Genomic DNA, 16,128 nt, shown 5'->3' on the forward strand with positions numbered 1-16,128 from the left:
GGTGCGGCAGTCGCAACAGCGCAGTCGGGCATCCTTGCATCCGGCCGAGGCAATTCCACGAGCAGCCTTCCCTGCGTCGGACGCTCAACCGCTACCGCGCACCGCTGACTCCGGACCAGGGCTGTGACCGGCGCGGATGCAATATCCGGCACCTGCGGCTTTGCGGCGGGAGCTGTTCGACTCGGAAAGGGGCTCGGGGCGGCGCAAGATCCGGCCGGTGGTGGGCTGGTCCTGTCCTTGCCGAAAAGCTCATCCGTGCAGGTCAGGCTGCATGTTGGTATTCGTGGGGATGCCGCCGAGTGGTCGCGTCTTCGTATGTCGAGGTGGTCGATCTTTTCTGGATCGGTGATTGGCGTGGGGAGGGTGTGTAGTGGGCGGGCAACCTGCTTTTCCACGCCACCTTGCTGTCCCATGCGACGAACAAGACGGTGAGCTACTACAACGGTGCGGACTGCACCAGCTTCACCGGGAACCTGGGCCCCGGCCGGGCGGCGGCCTACCAGAGTCCTCTGTCGGCTGAGTGAGGGTCGCCCGATCATTATCCGCCGGCCTTTCGTGGTGGCAGACGATGCCACTCCGCATCCGATCCAGGAAGTGGCAAGGGTGGCGTTCGACCTCAGCAGGCCTGTCTGGAAGACCACTCATGGCCTTGTACTGGTCTCCACGGGCAACGATTTCTACCCGCGCGTGACCTTGGAGTCGTGGACGAAGCCAATAGCGGAGCCGCCGCCCGACCAGACATGGGAGGACCTCGGTCGGTTCGACGTCAGCGTGCCTGTGGGCCGCCTGTGGATCGAGCATGCCGACGGCCCCAAAGTGGGCGAGCCGCTCCTCCTGCCCCCCGGAGACCACGGCGGCCGCGTATTCCGGTGGACGAGGGACGCCGTGCCCTACGAGGACGATCTGGACGATGAAGCACCGGAGCAGGCCGTGGAAGAATGGCTGATCCGCTTCTGGCGGCACAGCAGTGCTGATGTGTAGAGCGCCGGTCTGCGTCACGCGGCGAGCCACTCCTGGACCGTCGCCTCGGGCTATGGCAAGCAAGCGCAGTGGTACCGCAATCTGCGCCATGCGCCCGGCGGCACGGTGCAGGTAGGCAGACACCGCCACCACGTGTCCGCCTACTTCCTCGACCCCGAGGAGGGTGCGGAGGTGATGGCCGAGTACGCCCCCAGGCACCCGCGCGCAGCCCGCCTCCTGTGCCGTTACCTCGGCCTGCCCTCGGACGGCACCGCCGACGCATACCGTGCCGCCGGCCGCCAGATCGCCCTTCGTCCGGCTGGTCGCCTTTCCGGGAAGCTGACTCCCGCACCGGCCTCAGTGTCCGGCTCGACCGTGGTGGCCATGGGCACCCTGCCCGGTGTCCGCCGGGGCGGGTGCGCCGCCCATAGCGCGGAGCATGGCGGCCCCGCCGCTGTGCAGGAAGCGCGTCACGAAGGCGGCGGCCAGCAGGAGGAAGGCGATGTTGAGGTACGTGGTGTAGTTCCAGGTCACCCCCTGCGTCGGGATCTTGGCGTCGGCCTGGTCGGGGATGAGGCCGAGGCCGCCGAAGAGGGACTCGACGACGTATCCGGCGATGACCATGGTCGTGTAGAAGGTGCCGAGCAGGAAGAGCGTCATCCGGACGCCGTAGTACTTCCGGTAGATGTTCAGGATGGGCAGGATCAGCAGGTCGGCGAAAATGAAGGCGACCACTCCGCCGAAGCTGATGCCGCCCTTCCACAGCACGACGGCCAGCGGCACGTTCCCGATCGAACACACGAAAGACAGCATCGCTACCAGCGGCCCGACCAGCGGTCCCCACACCTTCGACACCAGCGGGTGGCCCTCGAAGAAGAAGTGCCGCCAGAAAGAATCAGGGACCCAGGCGGCGATGGCACCGGCGATGAGCAGGCCCACGACGAGGTCGCGCAGGATCGCCGCCCATTCCATAACGAATACGCTCGCAACCGCGGTGAACCCCTCGCCGGAACCCAGTCGCCGTATGAAGGAGCCGTCCCCGTGCACGGACATGTCCATCGCCGCGTGCCCCTCCATGGCCCCCGACAGCCCCCGTTCGGCCTGCTCCCTGGCCTGGCACAGCAGAATGTCCCGCAGGAGGAGGCGGAAGAGCACCGCCAACAGCGCGATCATGACCGGCCCGCCCACGAACTCCGCGGCCGTGAACTGCCACCCCATCAGCAGCGCGAGGATCACACCCAGTTCGACGACCAGGTTCGTCGAGGCGATCTCGAACGCCATGGCGGCGGTGAAGTCCGCTCCTTTGCGGAACAGTGAGCGTGCCAGTGCCACAGCGGCGTAGGAGCAGGACGACGACGCGATGCCGAATGCCGAGGCGGTCGCCAGCGTGCGCGGCCGGTCGTCACCCAGCATCCGGACGACCGTGGCCCGGCGGACGACCGCCTGGACGACGGCGGACAAGGTGAAGCCCAGGATCAGGGCCCAGGTGATCTCCCAGGTCATCGAACCGGTGATGGACAGCGCGTGAATGATCGGGTCCACCGTCTTCGCCTTCCCCCGCGCGGGGGTATCCCATGCATGAGTGCCGAGGGCAGACCCGTACGAGCTTCCAGGCAACCATCCCGTCTGGGAGGATGCGGTATGCGAACCGGTGACCGTCAGCAGCGCCGGCGCCGCGAACGCGCGGAGGCCGGGGAAACCTTCAACGAGATCGTGCGACGCTCCGCCCGACGGCGCTCGTGGGCATTCTGGCCGTGGCGCTCCTTCTGGCTGTGGTCGGCGTCCTGTTCGTCCCGGCGCCGTTCAAAACGGCGGCTGTCGGCTTGGTCGGCGTGCCGGTCATCGCCTGGATGACGAGGCGTGACCACAGAGAGCCTTCTCCGCCCGGCGGCGTCCACTCCGAAGAACCCTGAGCCCACCGCTATGCACTGGGCGCCGGTCACTGCCGCCGGGGCTCGCTCACCGTCCCACCGGGCAGCGATGGGGCCGTGGTGCGACGGGACGCTGATGTCCTGGTTTGCTGCGGCGATGGTGCGTAGAGTCAGCGGCTGGTGTGCCGGGAAGTCTGGTCGGCGGTCGCTGTGTGCTGCCGTCGAGCCGGAGGTTCTCGTGTCCCGTCTGCGTCGTCGCCTTGTTGCCTGGCGGACCGTCCGTGGTGGGCATCGCCGCATGGTGGTGGAGCGTCACGATCCCGAGCGGCTCGTGGTGCGCGTGCAGGGCAGTCCGGATTATGCGCGGTTGGGCGCGGACCTGAGTGCTCTGCTGTCCAGCGGTCCGGAGCAGGCCCACGTCGACCTCGCTGATACGGATCTGGTCGTGGGTATCGGGACGGTGTTCACCCTGGTTTCGGCCGTGGCGATTGCCCACCACACTCGGGTGACGGTGCACCGGGCCAGTGCCGAGCAGCGCTCGGTGCTGCGCAGGTTCGGCTTGGACAGCGTCCTGGTGTACAGCGATGAGGAGCCCTGACCGCAGCCATCGGCTCGTCGCCGGGCGGTCGCGTCGGTCAGCGGCGTCCGGGTTCAGGCGAGGGCGAAGTAGCGCAGCCACAGGTAGGCGGCGGAGACGGCGAGGGTGGCGGCGGTGACGACGAGGCCGTAGCGGGTGAACTGCCAGAAGCTGATGGGTTGTCGGGCCCTTTCGGCGATGCCGAGGACGACGACGTTGGCCGAGGCGCCGATCGCGGTGGCGTTGCCGCCGAGGTCGGCGCCTGCGGCAAGTGCCCACCACATGACGTGGTCCTTGTCGCCGCCGAGGTGGTGGACGAGGTCGGCGGTGACCGGGGCCATGGTGGCGACGTAGGGGATGTTGTCCACGACGCCGGACAGGATGCCGGAGGCGCCGAGCATCAGCATGGAGCCGCCGAGTTCCTTGTCGCCGACCGCGTCGGCCAGGGCGTTGGAGACGTGGCCGATGACGCCGGTGTCGATGAGGCCGCCGATCATGACGAACAAGCCGGCGAAGAAGGCGAGAGTGGGCCACTCGACCTCCGACAGGACTTCGTTGGTGTCAGCGGCGGAAATGGCTACCAGCAGGCCTGCGCCGAGCAGGGCGACGATGCTGGGGGCGAAGTCCAGCACAGGGTGCAGGACGAACCCGGCGATGACCAGGCCCAGCACGCTCAAGCCCTGGACGAGCATCCGCGGGTCGCGGATCGCCTCGCGCTCGTCCAGCGCCATGACCTCGGCGGCCCGGTCGGCGTCATGGACGAAGGCCGACCTGAACAGCACCCTCGCCAGGGCGATCAGGACCAGGACGAGGACGGCGGCCAGGGGGGCGAGGTGGACGAGGAAGTCGTTGAAGGTCAGGCCGGCGCGGCTGCCGATGATGATGTTCGGGGGGTCGCCGACCAGGGTCGCTATGCCGCCGATGTTGGACGCGAACACTTCCGCGATCAGGAACGGCGCTGCCGGCAGTGCGAGGCGTTCGCAGACCAGCAGGGTGACGGGGGCGACCAGCAGGACGGTGGTGACGTTGTCCAGCAGCGCGGAGGCGGTCGCGGTGATGACGATGAGCATGACCATGACCCGGAACGGCCGCGCGCGGGCCTTCTTCGCCGCCCAGATCGCCAGGTACTCGAACAGTCCGGTGCGCTTCAGGACGCCGACGATCATCATCATGCCCATGAGCAGGAAGATGACGTTCCAGTCGATACCCGAATCCACCGAGTAGAACGCGGAGGTGTCGTCGGTGGCGCCGATCAGCAGCATCAGGCCGGCGCCGCCGAGGGCGGCGGCGACCCGGTGGATCTTCTCGCTGATGATCAGGGCGTAGGTGCCGGCGAAGACGGCCACGGCGGCCCAGGCGTGCCAGTCGTTCATGTCACCTCAAGGAGTCGGTCGAGCAGGTGGGAGGCGGTGATGACGCCCAGCAGGCGGTCGCCGTCGCGGGAGTCCACGACGGCGACCAGGGGGCTGCGCTCGCGGGCCATCAGCGCGGCCACCTCCAGGGCGGTGTCGTCCGCGTCGGCGACCGACGCCTTGGTGCGCTCGCGAGGTTCGTTCGGCAGGGTGTCGGCCACGGAACGGCCGGCCAGGGCCTGGCAGAGCCGGTCGGCGTGGTGCTCGTCGACGACCGCGGCCAGTGCGGGGTCCTCGATGACGTAGGCGGGCACCAGCAGCTTCACCAGCCGGGAGGCCGGCAGCACCGCGTAGGGTGCCCCGTCCGCGTCGACCACCAGCACTCCGGGCAGCTTCTGGACCGCCAGCATCCGGGCCGCCTCCAGGGCGTCACTGTCCAGCGTCACTGTGGGGTAGTCGGTGGCGAGTTCAGCTGCGCGCATCGTCGGTCTCCTCCGTACGGGCCGCGGGTTTCGGCACCCGGGCTTCCACAGAAGTCTCACCCCTGGGCGCCGTGTCACCGCCAGCGGTGACCTCGGCGGCGGGCGGGTCGTCGTCGGGGATGCCCACCAGGTCCTCCACGTCGAACATCCGGGCGATGGGCACGTCGGTGCTGGAGTGCGCCACGATGGAGAACGCGATACACACCGCGATCAGCGTGTAGGCCTGCTCCCCGTGCGGGATGCCGGACTGCAGCACCAGCAGGCCGTAGACCACCGACGCGAAGCCCTTCGGACCGAACCACGCGGCCGTGTACTTCTCGCGCCGGTTGATGCCGGTCCCGGCCAGCGAGAGCAGCAGCGACGCCGGTCGGATGAGCACGATCGCGAGGACCACCGCGACGTAGCCGCCGAGCGGCAGGTCGGCGAACAGGCCGGGGGTGAGCAGGGATCCGAAGACCAGCAGGGCGGCGAACTTGCTCAGCTCCGCCAGCGACTCGCCCAGTGGCTCGAACGCCGCTTTGGACTCCGGCGACACCGAGGCCAGGACCGCGCCGGCCGAAAACGCCGCCAGGTAGGGGTTCGCGTGGGTCAGGTGGCAGGTGGCGTAGAGGATCACGCCGGTCGCCAGTGGCAGCAGCGGCTGCAGCTTCGGCTCAGCTCCCAGCAGGGGAACCCGCACCAGCAGCGCCACCGCCAGCGGCAGAACCATGCCCAGCGCGAGTCCTCCGACCAGTTCCAGGGCGATCTTCGACGGTGAGGCCTCGGCGGTGCCCGCCGTCGGCCCGGCCGCCGCGATCAGCAGCAGTACCACCGGCAGCGCCAGGCCGTCGTTGACGCCGCTCTCCACGTTCAGCAGTTGCCGCAGGCGGGCCGGGACCTCCCGGCGGCCCACGATCGCCGAGGCGAACACCGGGTCGGTCGGCGCCAGCACGGCGCCGACCAGGAACGACGTCGTCCAGTCCAGCCCCACCAGAAAGTGGGTGATCACGGCCATCCCGGCGAACGCCAGCGGCATCCCTACACCCAGCGCCCGGACCGGGTTGCGCCACGCCGTCCGCAGAGAGGAGAAGGAGATGTGCATGCCGTCGGTGAACAGAACGGCGAACAGCGCCAGATCCGCGGTGGTCGCCACGATCCCGCTGCCGGCATCGATGTGGACCAGGCCCAGGACGCCATCGCCGACGAGCGCGCCACCGAGCAGGAACAGCAGGGACGTCGAGAGCACCGAGCGGGCCGCAAGCCCCGACAACAGCACCGCCACCAGCAATGCCGTCCCGAAGACGACGATGAGCACCACGACAAGCCCCCGATCGGCGAAGAGAGTTCTCTCGTATCGCCGACCAGGCTTCCCGGCACACCACCGGTAAACTTACACGATCAATACGCAATCTTGACGGTTCTCGCGGTCCTTGTGAGGTGAGCTCGCGGAGTCGGCGCGACGCACCGGGCTGTCACGGTCGTGCCTGGCGCACATGACCGGATGAGAGGCAGTCTCATGGGTAGGCGGGCGGGAACCGCCCATCGATGTCACCGGTGGAGGTGGCGACCACGGAGGTGCCTGGAGCGTGCTGGACAGCGAGCGGGCCGACAGGTGGCTGCGCCGGGCGGGCAAGGCCGTCGGAGGTGCGGCTGCCCTCGTGGTGGTCAGTGCCGCATCGATCTGGCTGGCGGTCCAGCTGACCCCGATGCAGTCGGTGTCGGCCGCGGGCCAGACTGTACAGGTGGGCGCCGCGCGACCCGGGACGAGCCTGTCCGGGCCGGGGGAGCTGGACCTGTTCGGCGAGGCCATCGCCACCCGGCCGCACTTCGACGGCCCCATCCGCCCCCGCCTGAAACTCGCCCACATCGACCTCGGATCGCAGATCGACGACGCGGCCCACAACGGTGGTGACGAGCTGCTGCCGGTCCTGAGCAGGCGACTGGCCTCGGGCTGGTTGCGGTATTGCCTGTGGGAATCCCTGATCGCCGCCGGATGCGCCGCGACCATCGCGGTGGCCGTCGCCGGGGTCCGCCGCGACTCTCGGCGGACCATGGTGGCGATGACGGCTGCCGCCGTGGCATCGGTGTGCGTGGCCAACGCCGTGGGGGTCTATCTGCTGGCCTCCGGAACACCCCGGGTACTGCGGCAGGTCCGCACCCTGGACGACCTCGTGGGACGCACCCCCGCGCAGCCGGTACCGGCCGCCAAGGGCGAGGAGCTGACCGGAGTGCGCCTGGTCGTACTCGGGGACTCCACCGCCGCGGGAATCGGCAACCGGCTGGTCGACCACCCGACGCCGGCGGACAGGACCTGCGGTCGCAGCGCGGACTCCTACGCGGCCGACCTCGCGGCCGTCAACGACTGGAAGGTGCTGAACCTGGCCTGCCAGGGGGCGACGGTGACCGACGGGATCCTCGGCGTGCAGACCCGCGGCGACGACGTGATCCCACCCCAGTTGGCCGTCGCCCAGCGCGCCACCGGCGCATCGACCGTCATCGTCAGCATCGGCGCCAACGACCTGAACTGGGCGGTACTGACCGGCCTGTGCGCGAGGTCACCCGTGTGCGACGACAAGGCATCCACCGCCTACTTCACCGAACAGCTCGCCGCGTTCACCCAGAACTACCTCGACCTGCTCCAGCAGCTCTCCGATCTCCCGCACCACCCCGACGTGATCGTCAACGACTACTACGAACCCTTCGGCCCCGACACCGGATGCCTGAAGAAGGACGGCATCACCCCCGCAAAAGCCCAGGTGCTGCGCTCCCGGCTCGCCGACCTCAACACCGTCCTGGAAAACGGTGCTGAGGCCTTCCACTTCACCAGCGTCCGCCCCCGCTTCGACGGACACCGCCTGTGCAGCAAGCAGCCCTTCGTCCAGAACTCCGCAGACAAGGCACCACTGCACCCCACGGCCGCCGGTGAACTCGCCATCGCGCTGGCCGACCAGCAGGCACTGAGCCAGCTCCAGCAACCCGGGTACGCCGAACCGTCCCCTTCGGCAGACCCACCCCCGGCTTCGCCGTGATAGGGCGGATGGTCCCCGTCCCGACCACAGGACCGAACAGAGCACCCAGCGGCGAGCCGCCGCCGACAGGGCCAGAAACCCGTGCCTGCCGGCATCACTGATATCGGCGCCGAGCAGACCGCCCACTGCCTCGGCCACGACCCGTCCGATCAGCCGACGGCCCGCGCCACGACGAGGCCGTCAAGCCGCTGTTGAGCCGGGCCGACCTCATACCGTCGTCTTCTGTTCCGACGTGATCTCCACGCTCGACCCGGAGGGCACCCTTCCTCACCCCCAAGCGCCGTCAAAGCCGGCGCACCGGCCCTCACGGTCGGCGAAAGCCTCCTTGTGCTATGTGCTGCGAAAGGCTCTCCATGATTCTCCGCGGACGTGCCCGGCCATCTGTCGGTTCGCCGGCGGCCGTCTCCGCCGGGCCTCGGCGTTCGGTGCTGTTCTTCGCGTTCTCCTTCGCGGTGATCGCCGATCCCGTCTCGTCCGTGGCTTATGCCATCGAGGCGGCACTTCGCGCGCTGAAAGGTGATCTTGCGCTGCTGATGCCCACGATGTCCCTGGTGGTGGGCCTGGTCGTCGTGGTGACGGCGAACTACTGGCAGCTCGTGCGGCGCTTCCCCAAAGGGGGCGGTGCCGCCGCGGCGGCAGGGCGGGCGTTCGGCCCCCAGTGGACGTTCCTCCCGATCGGTGCGCTGGTCGTCGACTTCGTCCTGACCATCGGCGTCTCGATCTCCGCTGCGGCCAGTGCGGCCATCGCCCTCTTCCCGGGCCTGGTTCCTGTCCGGATCCCGCTGGCCCTGGTGCTGCTCGTGGTGGTCGCGGGACTCACCTGGTTCGGACACGGGGGACGTCTGCTGTTCGCCGTGATGACCGCGGTGTTCGTAGTGGTCTCCGTGAGCGTTCTGGTCCTCGGTTTCACCTCCCCCCACGCCGTGGGCAGTGCACCGGCCACCACCGATCCCGGACACTCCGCGCTCCTGGCGGTGGTGCTGGCCTTCCCCGTGGCAATGGCCCTGGCCACCGGCGTCGAAGCGCCGTCCACCGCCATCGCCCAACTCGGCCAGCTCGACGACACCCACCGCCGCCGCTTCGGCCGCGGCACCCTCGCGCTCCTGGTGGTGATCGTCGGCGGCCTCACCCTGGCACTGACCGCGCTGGCAGTCCGCCTCCACATCGGCATTCCCGCCGCGGACTCCACTCAGATTGCGGACATCGCACACGCCGCCACCGGCCCCGGCTGGCTCTACGGCGCTTTCCAGCTCACCAGCTCCCTGCTGCTTCTCGCGGCGGCCAGCTCCTCATTCCAGGCCGGCCCCGGACTCCTCAAGGCCCTTTCCGGCACCGACCGGGCACCCGGTGTGCTGCCGACACCGCTGGGTCGTACCAATCAGCACCACACCCCGTACTGGTCGGTGCTGGTCTACCTGTTCGCCGGAGCCCTGGTCGTCCTGGCCGCGGAAGCAAGGGAACAGCGCCTGGTGCTCTTCTACGCCGTCGCGGTGTTCGTCAGCTTCCTCGTCGGCCTGCTGGCCATGACCAGCTTCGCCCGCCGTGAGGGCAAGACCGCACTGGCCTGCGTCAACGCACTGGCCGCCGGAGCGGTCGCCTTCACCCTCGCGGTCAACCTGCTGCGTGGCTGGCCCCTGCTGTCCCTGGCGGCGACCCTTGCCATCGCAGCCGGCCTGTACGTCCGGTGGACGAGGGCCGGCAGACCCACTGGCATCGAGAACGCCGAATCCGCGGCGGAACCGATCGCTGACTGAGCCGCACCCAGGCGCGGCCGCGGGCGGCCTGTCGTGGAGACCGCCGACACGGAGTGCTGCCCTTGCCGAGCAGGAGATCAAGCCGCACAACGGCTGATGTCCCATGTGGAGCACCGGCCCGAGCTGCCGCTGCGTTGCATTCTGCAGGCGCTGATAGCGTCAACGCCGGCGCGCTTCTATCCACGGATCCCACGGTCCACGCAAGTAAGCGGGCAGTTTGGCCAATCCAGGGGAGGGGGGCTTCGGTCGGCTGCTTGCCGCCGTCGGTCGGTGCCGTCTACGACCTGGACACAGGCTTCATCCGGGTCGCGGAGGAGCCCGACGTCGTGAATTACGGCCCGGCGTTCAGCTGAACTCCGTGTTCCTTTGGTCAACAGAAGCTGTCACTGTCGGGTGAAACACTGCAGCGCATGACATCATGCAACGCTTTTCATATGACGGCACCGCGGGCACTGGCAGAGCCCGAGGTGCTTCGCACTCGGTTGGCCGCCGTTCGTACCGAGCTTCGACGCGTCCCTTGAACGACTGGGTGAAGGGGCTGCGTGCCCGGTTGGGCGAGGGCGAATCAGTGCCGTGGTTCGACCCTGCCTCGGGCGGCGTGGAAGCCCGGAGCCTCTTCCTGCTGGAAGCTACGGGTCAGAAGGCCGTGGGCGCTGAGGCCGAGCTGCGTCGCACAGGTAGCGGGATCATCTCGATCGACAACGACGACCCCACCGCGCGGAACTGCTGGATGTTGCGTGATGAGGCAGACCTTCCGTACAGGGAGTCCGTGCACTGGAACGTGGTGCCGTGGTACCTCGGCACGGCCACCCGAATTGCCCCGGGGAAGTCCGAGATCCAGCGTGCCGCTATCTTCCTCCATGAGGTGATAGCGATGCTGCCCTCCCTGGAGGTCGTCGTTCCCATGGGGCGCAAGGCCCAAGCGGGATGGGCTATATACCAGGAACGCTTCGCCCCGAAGGTGCACACGCTTCCGACCTGGCATCCGAGCCCACGTGTGTTCGCGTCGCGTCCTGCCGCCCGACAGGAGATATTGGAGGTCCTGCAGCAGGCTGCGCGGCTGCTGGGCGTCGGGTGTGACTTTCAAGGCTCTGCCTCCTGTGGCTTCTATCGATTGGCCGCCCGACGCCCTACGACGACTCAGCTGCCAATGAGGAACTGCGACTCGATCGCTCTGTAGGGAATCCACAGCAAAGTCGTCCGTCGGGAGGCACCAGCATCCCACCGCACGGAGGCACCACATGGCCGCGATATGGGTTGGCATCGGCGCGGGCAAGACCCACCACTACTGCGTCGCGATCGAGGAGAGCGGCCGTCAGGTGCTGTCACGACGCATCGCCCCCGCGAGTTGGTCCAGCCCAGCGGGGATGGGTGATGATGGCGCAGCAGGCACGGTCTCCCGCTGTGGTGATCAGCGAACTCGACACTCCATGCGCGTGTCCTGCTGAAGCATCACGAATCAACGGCACGGCCGAGTTGGGGCATCAGACCTATAACGGCTACAACGGGCCGACCGCGAGAACGACGGAGCCCTGGTCCCGCGGCCTTTCCGGCCGCGGGGCGCCGCAACGACCAGGACCCGCTGTTCGGCTCAAGCGGTACCCAGGGTGGACCAACCATACGAAGGGCTCGGCAGCTTCCAGGCAAGCAGGCAGGGTGCCTTGAGCGTTGACCGACGGTGTCGGCATGGCCGCCGACACCACCTCGCTGTACTGCCGCGTTGCCGCCCGTAGGCACACGTCGGGCACCGTGCTTCCGTCCGAGGCCATTATCGCCGACGACGAGCTCGCGGTGACGAGGCCGGCGATCCTCGCGAATGTACTGCCCGCTCAGGGCGTCGGGTGGTGTTTGCAGCCTTATGGAGTGTCCATCGGGATGTTCAGGGTGACGGTGCCTCGCAGGTCCAGCCAGGTGTTCCCGGGGGAGCGCACGATGCGCAGCACCACTTCGCCGCAGGAGGGGCAGCGTGCCACCAGCGCCGGTGGGCGGCCGTAGACCCGCAAGGTGGCGACAGCGCCGGTACTGTCGCAGCGTGCGCAGCGGGACATCGCGGCGGTCAGGTCGACCGCGAAGATTTCGGAGAGCGGCCCCGCGAGCACGTTGCCGTCCTGGTAGGCATCCTGGACACCGTTTGCCGCTGTCCCGCTGGTGGGGTCCATGTCATCCTCCGCTGGGGCCGAAGCGTTCGGTACGGATCCGGTCCGGGTGGTGGCCGAGCGCCACCAGCATCCCGGCGGCCGCCTCCACGAAGCCGGTGGGCCCGCAGACGTAACAGGTCGGCTCGAAGTCGGCGGGCCAGCCCCACCGCACCAGATCGTCGGGCGTCAGCCGCCCGGCGGGCCGGGCCCAGTCGTCGGGTGTCCCGCGGGTGTAGACCCAGGTCGTGTCGAGGCCGGGCGCGCCCCGGTCGAGTTCGGGTCCGTACAGCCGGTCGGCGGGGTCGCGCACCGAGTACAGCAGCCGGAACGGCACCCTGCTCCCGATCATGCCGCGGACCCGGATCATCGACATCAGCGGGACCACGCCGGAGCCACCCGCGATCAGCAGCACAGGCTCCAGCTGTTCCGGCCGCCAGACGAACCAGCCGCCGACCGGGCCGCGGATCTCCACCGCGTCGCCGACCATCAGGTCGTCCGCGAGATACGGCGACACCTCGCCGTCGGGCACGCGCTGGACGGTCAGTTCGACCCGGTCGGCGTCGGGCGCTGAGGCGATGGAATAGCTGCGCTGGGTGCTGTAGCCGTCCTCGGCGGTCAGCCGTACGTCGACGTGCTGGCCGGGCAGGTGGCCGGCCCAGCCGGGGAGGTCGAAGGCGAGGGTCTGCGCCGTCGGCGACTCCTCCCGCCGCTCGATCAGTGCCGCGGCCTGCCAGCGCAGCCGCGTCGCTAGTCGCCCTGATACCGCTGTTCGCGCCATGGGTCTCCGTACTCGTGGTAACCGGCACTCTCCCAGAATCCCGCCTCGTCCTCCAGCATCAGCTGGATCCCGCTCACCCACTTGGCCGACTTCCACAGGTACAGGTGCGGAACCAGCAGCCGGGCCGGGCCGCCATGCTCGGCCGCGAGTTCCTCGCCGTCGTAGCGATGCGCGATCCACGCCTTGCCGTCGAGCAGGTCCTCCAGCGGAAGGTTGGTGGTGTAGCCACCGTAGGAGTGGACGAGCGCGAACTCCGCTTCGGTCTCGACGTCTTCGAGCAGCACGTCGAGCGAAACGCCCTCCCAGTGCGTGCCGAACTTGGACCACTTCGTCACACAGTGCAGGTCCACCGTCGGGCGCTCGGCGGGCAGTGCCATCAGCCGGCCCCAGTCCCATTGGTGCCGGGCACCGCTCTCGGTCGTGACCGTGAACTTCCAGTCGTCACGGCTCACCCTGGGTGTGGGACCCGCCGACAGCACCGGGAAATCGAAGGTCTCGTACTGTCCGGGCGGAAGCTTGCGGCCCGGATCGGGCTTCCTGCCATGGAACCCCCGGGAAATAATGGGCATGGTGTTCCGCCTCTCTGAGGATGCTGCTGTCCGGCCGCGGGTCTGTTCCGGTCGGCCAGGCCCGTTCCGGGGTCGTCATGTGGGAGCGCACGGACGACCCACGGTGTATCGATGCCTTACGCACTGATGATGGCAGCACGACGACGGTCCGCGCTCTCGTCACACGCCCCCGACTCGTATCCATGTGAGAGATGTGTGCGGCCGGCCAGCGCAGTAGGAACACCTCCGGCGGACGGACACCCACCCAGGGCGAATGCGTTCTCAGGTAGCGAGATCGAGCAGGGCGGTGGCGTGCTCGGGGCGTGATCGGTAGTGGTCGGTCGCGGCGGCGATGTTGGTCCAGCCGGCCTGGCGCACGAGGCCGATGGCCATGTTGCGCATGGTGGCTGTGGCGCGCGGCGCGGTGCCGGTGCGCACGCGCGAGGGGTCTTCGCCGTAGGCCACGTCTCGGACCTGCAGCGGGATCCGGTCCCAGGGCAGCTTCTTGAGTTGCTTGCGGAGCTTCTTCTGGTTGCCCTTGGCGACCAGAAGGTAGTGGCCGCCGGCGGCGATGACGTGCTCGGCGTGGGCGCGCTGGCTGTGGAGTGCGTCGGCGGTGACGACCGTGCCGTGCAGGTAAATGCGGTCCAACAGCGGGGCGAACGCGGGGATCTCGTTTCTCTTGGCGGGGATCTGGCGCTGGGCGATGACGGTCCCGGTGGTGTGCAGGGCGGCTGCGAGCAGGTAGACGGCCTTGTTGTTGCTCGTGCGTGAGCCGTGTACGGCTTTGCCGTCGATGGCCAGGCCGACCAGGGTGTCCCCGGGCTCGTCGGCCGGGTCGCGGGCGTAGTGGGCGAGCCAGGTGCTGATGGCGTCGTCCAGGGCGTCGCCGTCCAGGCGGACCAGCAGCCGTCCCAGGGTGGTGGTGTCCGGAGTGGTGCGGGTGAGGCCGAGGCGCGTGCGCAGTTCGATGTCGCTGTCGGCGGCGAAGCGGGCGGGTCTGCCGCACGATCGGGTGACGTCTGAACTGGCTTGCCCTGTGAGGCGGGTGGGAAGGATGTCGCTGTGCCAAAGCCTTATCCGGAAGAGTTCCGCGAGGATGTCGTGCGGGTCGCGAGGAACCGCGGTCCGGGCGTGACAGTCGAGCAGGTGGCTGCCGACTTCGGAGTCCACGCGATGACGCTGTTCAAGTGGATGCGCCGCGCGGACATCGACGAGGGGACAAAGCCCGGAACGACCAGTCAAGAGAGCGCGGAACTACGGGAAGCACGTCGGCGGATCAAGCTGCTGGAGCAGGAGAACGAGGTCCTGCGCCGGGCCGCGGCCTACCTGTCGCAGGCGCATCTGCCGGGAAAAGGGTCTACCCGCTCGTGAAGGAGCTGGCCACCGGCGGGGTTCCCGTCACGGTCACGTGCCGGGTCCTGAAGCTCGCCAGAGCGCCCTACTACCGATGGCTGGAGCGGCCGGTGACCGACGCCGCGGTCGAGCAGGCGTATCGCGCGAACGCGTTGTTCGACGCCCACCGCGAGGACCCGGAGTTCGGCTACCGCTTCCTGGCCGACGAGGCACGCGCCGTGGGAGCCGGCATGGCCGATCGGACAGCGTGGCGGATCTGCCGGGACAACCGCTGGTGGAGCGTGTTCGGCAAGAAACGCGGCAGGGCAAAGAAGGCCGGACCGCCGGTGCACGACGACCTCGTCCGCCGCGACTTCACCGCGACCGGCCCGAACCGGTGCTGGCTCACCGACATCACCGAACATGCCACGGGAGAGGGGAAGCTGTATCTCTGCGCGGTCAAGGACGTCTTCAGCAAGAGGATCGTGGGCTACTCCATCGGTGATCGGATGAAGTCCCGTCTGGCCGTCGCGGCCCTGGACAACGCGGTGGCCCGACGTGGACACGTCGCCGGGTGCATCCTGCACAGCGATCGCGGGTCGCAATTCCGGTCCCGGAAATTCGTCCGAGCGCTCGACCTGCATCGCATGGCCGGCTGGATAGGGAGGGTCGGGGCGGCCGGCGACAACGCGGCCATGGAGTCCTTCTTCAGCCTGCTGCAGAAGAACGTCCTCGACCGCCGGTCATGGGCCACCCGGCAGGAACTGCGGATCGCGATCGTGACCTGGATCGAGCGGACCTATCACCGACGCCGCAGACAAGCCTCACTCGGTCGGCTGACCCCCGTCGAATACGAGTCCGTCATGACGACACAGGCCCTCGAGGCCGCGTGACCAAACCTGTCACCCAACCCTGCACCAGACCCCCCGTCATCGCCTCGGCGAGCCTGAGGGCTTGCAGCGGATCAAGGTGTTGCTTCCCGTCCTGGCTGTCGTTGTTGTGGTATGCGCATCCCGGACGAGACTCGTGACCAACTTGCCCTGAAGTTCGCGGTGTTGTTCCCGCATCTGGACGAGCGGCAGCGGCGGTTGCTGATGGCCGCGGAGGCGAGGGCTCTGGGCCATGGCGGCGTCCGGGCCGTCGCGCGGGCCGCGGCGATAAGCGAGACCACTGTTCGCCGGGGCGTGTTCGAGATCGAGGCCGGCGAGGCACCCTTGGGACGGGTGCGACGGCCGGGCGGAGGTCGCAAGCGGATCTCCGTCCTCGACCACGGCCTGCGCCCGGCCCTGCTGGCGCTGGTCGAGCCGGACGAGCGCGGAGACCCG

At 68.7% G+C, this 16,128-nt stretch carries 14 protein-coding genes and 1 pseudogene; 7 read left to right on the top strand and 8 right to left on the bottom strand.

From position 1 onward, the window contains the following. The first annotated feature begins 555 nt into the window (after positions 1–555). Positions 556–981, top strand: a complete 426-nt coding sequence (locus NFU81_RS34205) for a hypothetical protein (protein WP_251499055.1) — start codon at positions 556–558, stop codon at positions 979–981. A gap of 336 nt (positions 982–1,317) precedes the next feature. On the opposite strand, the gene NFU81_RS34210 is transcribed toward NFU81_RS34205, so the two are convergent. Beyond that, positions 1,318–2,502: a permease gene (locus NFU81_RS34210; protein ID WP_251499057.1), complete on the bottom strand. Its 1,185-nt coding sequence runs from the start codon at positions 2,500–2,502 to the stop codon at positions 1,318–1,320. 627 nt (positions 2,503–3,129) lie between these two features. Between NFU81_RS34210 and NFU81_RS34215 the strand changes: the two genes are divergently transcribed. Further along, entirely contained in the window at positions 3,130–3,429 is a 300-nt protein-coding gene (locus NFU81_RS34215) for a hypothetical protein (RefSeq protein ID WP_251499059.1), read from the top strand. A 53-nt stretch (positions 3,430–3,482) separates the two neighbouring features. Here NFU81_RS34215 and NFU81_RS34220 read toward each other — a convergent pair whose 3' ends face one another. From NFU81_RS34220 to NFU81_RS34230, 3 genes are read right to left on the bottom strand one after another with little or no spacing between them, the layout of a single operon-like run. Continuing rightward, a complete protein-coding gene (locus NFU81_RS34220) occupies positions 3,483–4,781 on the bottom strand; it encodes an ArsB/NhaD family transporter (RefSeq protein WP_251499061.1) in 1,299 nt (432 codons plus the stop codon). Next, positions 4,778–5,242: a CBS domain-containing protein gene (locus NFU81_RS34225; protein WP_251499062.1), complete on the bottom strand. Its 465-nt coding sequence runs from the start codon at positions 5,240–5,242 to the stop codon at positions 4,778–4,780. The genes NFU81_RS34220 and NFU81_RS34225 overlap by 4 nt, the downstream gene beginning before the upstream one ends. Beyond that, the gene (locus tag NFU81_RS34230) at positions 5,229–6,539 is read right to left on the bottom strand and encodes a cation:proton antiporter (RefSeq protein ID WP_251499065.1); all 1,311 of its coding nucleotides are present in this window, start codon (positions 6,537–6,539) and stop codon (positions 5,229–5,231) included. Before NFU81_RS34230 ends, NFU81_RS34225 begins: the two co-directional genes overlap by 14 nt. Positions 6,540–6,807: 268 nt before the next feature. Here NFU81_RS34230 and NFU81_RS34235 point away from each other — a divergent pair, with 268 nt between their 5' ends. The 3 genes from NFU81_RS34235 (at position 6,808) to NFU81_RS34245 (ending at position 11,184) form a co-directional block, all read left to right on the top strand. Then, positions 6,808–8,250: an SGNH/GDSL hydrolase family protein gene (locus tag NFU81_RS34235; protein ID WP_251499067.1), complete on the top strand. Its 1,443-nt coding sequence runs from the start codon at positions 6,808–6,810 to the stop codon at positions 8,248–8,250. A 533-nt stretch (positions 8,251–8,783) separates the two neighbouring features. Next, positions 8,784–10,004: an APC family permease gene (locus NFU81_RS34240; RefSeq protein ID WP_251499069.1), complete on the top strand. Its 1,221-nt coding sequence runs from the start codon at positions 8,784–8,786 to the stop codon at positions 10,002–10,004. A 517-nt stretch (positions 10,005–10,521) separates the two neighbouring features. After that, complete coding sequence (locus tag NFU81_RS34245; protein ID WP_251499071.1) at positions 10,522–11,184, top strand: uracil-DNA glycosylase; 663 nt, start codon at positions 10,522–10,524, stop codon at positions 11,182–11,184. Positions 11,185–11,860: 676 nt separating this feature from the next. On the opposite strand, the gene NFU81_RS34250 is transcribed toward NFU81_RS34245, so the two are convergent. The 4 genes from NFU81_RS34250 to NFU81_RS34265 all read right to left on the bottom strand — a co-directional run bounded on the left by NFU81_RS34250 (position 11,861) and on the right by NFU81_RS34265 (position 14,641). Further along, positions 11,861–12,163, bottom strand: a complete 303-nt coding sequence (locus NFU81_RS34250; RefSeq protein ID WP_251499073.1) for a DUF6510 family protein — start codon at positions 12,161–12,163, stop codon at positions 11,861–11,863. A gap of 1 nt (position 12,164) precedes the next feature. After that, the gene (locus NFU81_RS34255; RefSeq protein WP_251499075.1) at positions 12,165–12,920 is read right to left on the bottom strand and encodes a ferredoxin reductase; all 756 of its coding nucleotides are present in this window, start codon (positions 12,918–12,920) and stop codon (positions 12,165–12,167) included. Next, positions 12,890–13,489, bottom strand: coding sequence for a sulfite oxidase-like oxidoreductase (locus NFU81_RS34260; protein WP_251499077.1), 600 nt, complete (start codon positions 13,487–13,489; stop codon positions 12,890–12,892). The genes NFU81_RS34255 and NFU81_RS34260 overlap by 31 nt, the downstream gene beginning before the upstream one ends. A 261-nt stretch (positions 13,490–13,750) precedes the next feature. Further along, positions 13,751–14,641, bottom strand: coding sequence for an ISAs1 family transposase (locus NFU81_RS34265; protein ID WP_251499079.1), 891 nt, complete (start codon positions 14,639–14,641; stop codon positions 13,751–13,753). Here NFU81_RS34265 and NFU81_RS34270 point away from each other — a divergent pair. Beyond that, positions 14,534–15,696 (top strand): IS3 family transposase gene (locus NFU81_RS34270; RefSeq protein ID WP_251499081.1). Its coding sequence is split into 2 segments (ribosomal slippage): positions 14,534–14,818 and positions 14,821–15,696, totalling 1,161 coding nucleotides; the frame shifts between segments, so codons are not numbered across the junction. The two genes, NFU81_RS34265 and NFU81_RS34270, sit on opposite strands and share 108 nt — an antisense overlap. A 111-nt stretch (positions 15,697–15,807) precedes the next feature. After that, positions 15,808–16,128, top strand: a pseudogene (locus tag NFU81_RS34275) (ISAzo13 family transposase); the annotation flags it as partial.

The sequence above is a fragment of the Actinacidiphila cocklensis genome (genome assembly GCF_907177275.1).
In the GTDB taxonomy this organism is placed as follows: Bacteria; Actinomycetota; Actinomycetes; order Streptomycetales; family Streptomycetaceae; genus Actinacidiphila; species Actinacidiphila cocklensis.

Bases quoted from the DNA above. Each gene is read 5' to 3' on its own strand.
- NFU81_RS34215 (WP_251499059.1), top strand. From the start codon at position 3,130: ATGGTGGTGGAGCGTCACGATCCCGAGCGGCTCGTGGTGCGCGTGCAG.
- NFU81_RS34220 (WP_251499061.1), bottom strand. From the start codon at position 4,781: ATGAACGACTGGCACGCCTGGGCCGCCGTGGCCGTCTTCGCCGGCACC.
- NFU81_RS34225 (WP_251499062.1), bottom strand. From the start codon at position 5,242: ATGCGCGCAGCTGAACTCGCCACCGACTACCCCACAGTGACGCTGGAC.
- NFU81_RS34240 (WP_251499069.1), top strand. From the start codon at position 8,784: ATGCCCACGATGTCCCTGGTGGTGGGCCTGGTCGTCGTGGTGACGGCG.
- NFU81_RS34250 (WP_251499073.1), bottom strand. From the start codon at position 12,163: ATGGACCCCACCAGCGGGACAGCGGCAAACGGTGTCCAGGATGCCTAC.
- NFU81_RS34255 (WP_251499075.1), bottom strand. From the start codon at position 12,920: ATGGCGCGAACAGCGGTATCAGGGCGACTAGCGACGCGGCTGCGCTGG.
- NFU81_RS34260 (WP_251499077.1), bottom strand. From the start codon at position 13,489: ATGCCCATTATTTCCCGGGGGTTCCATGGCAGGAAGCCCGATCCGGGC.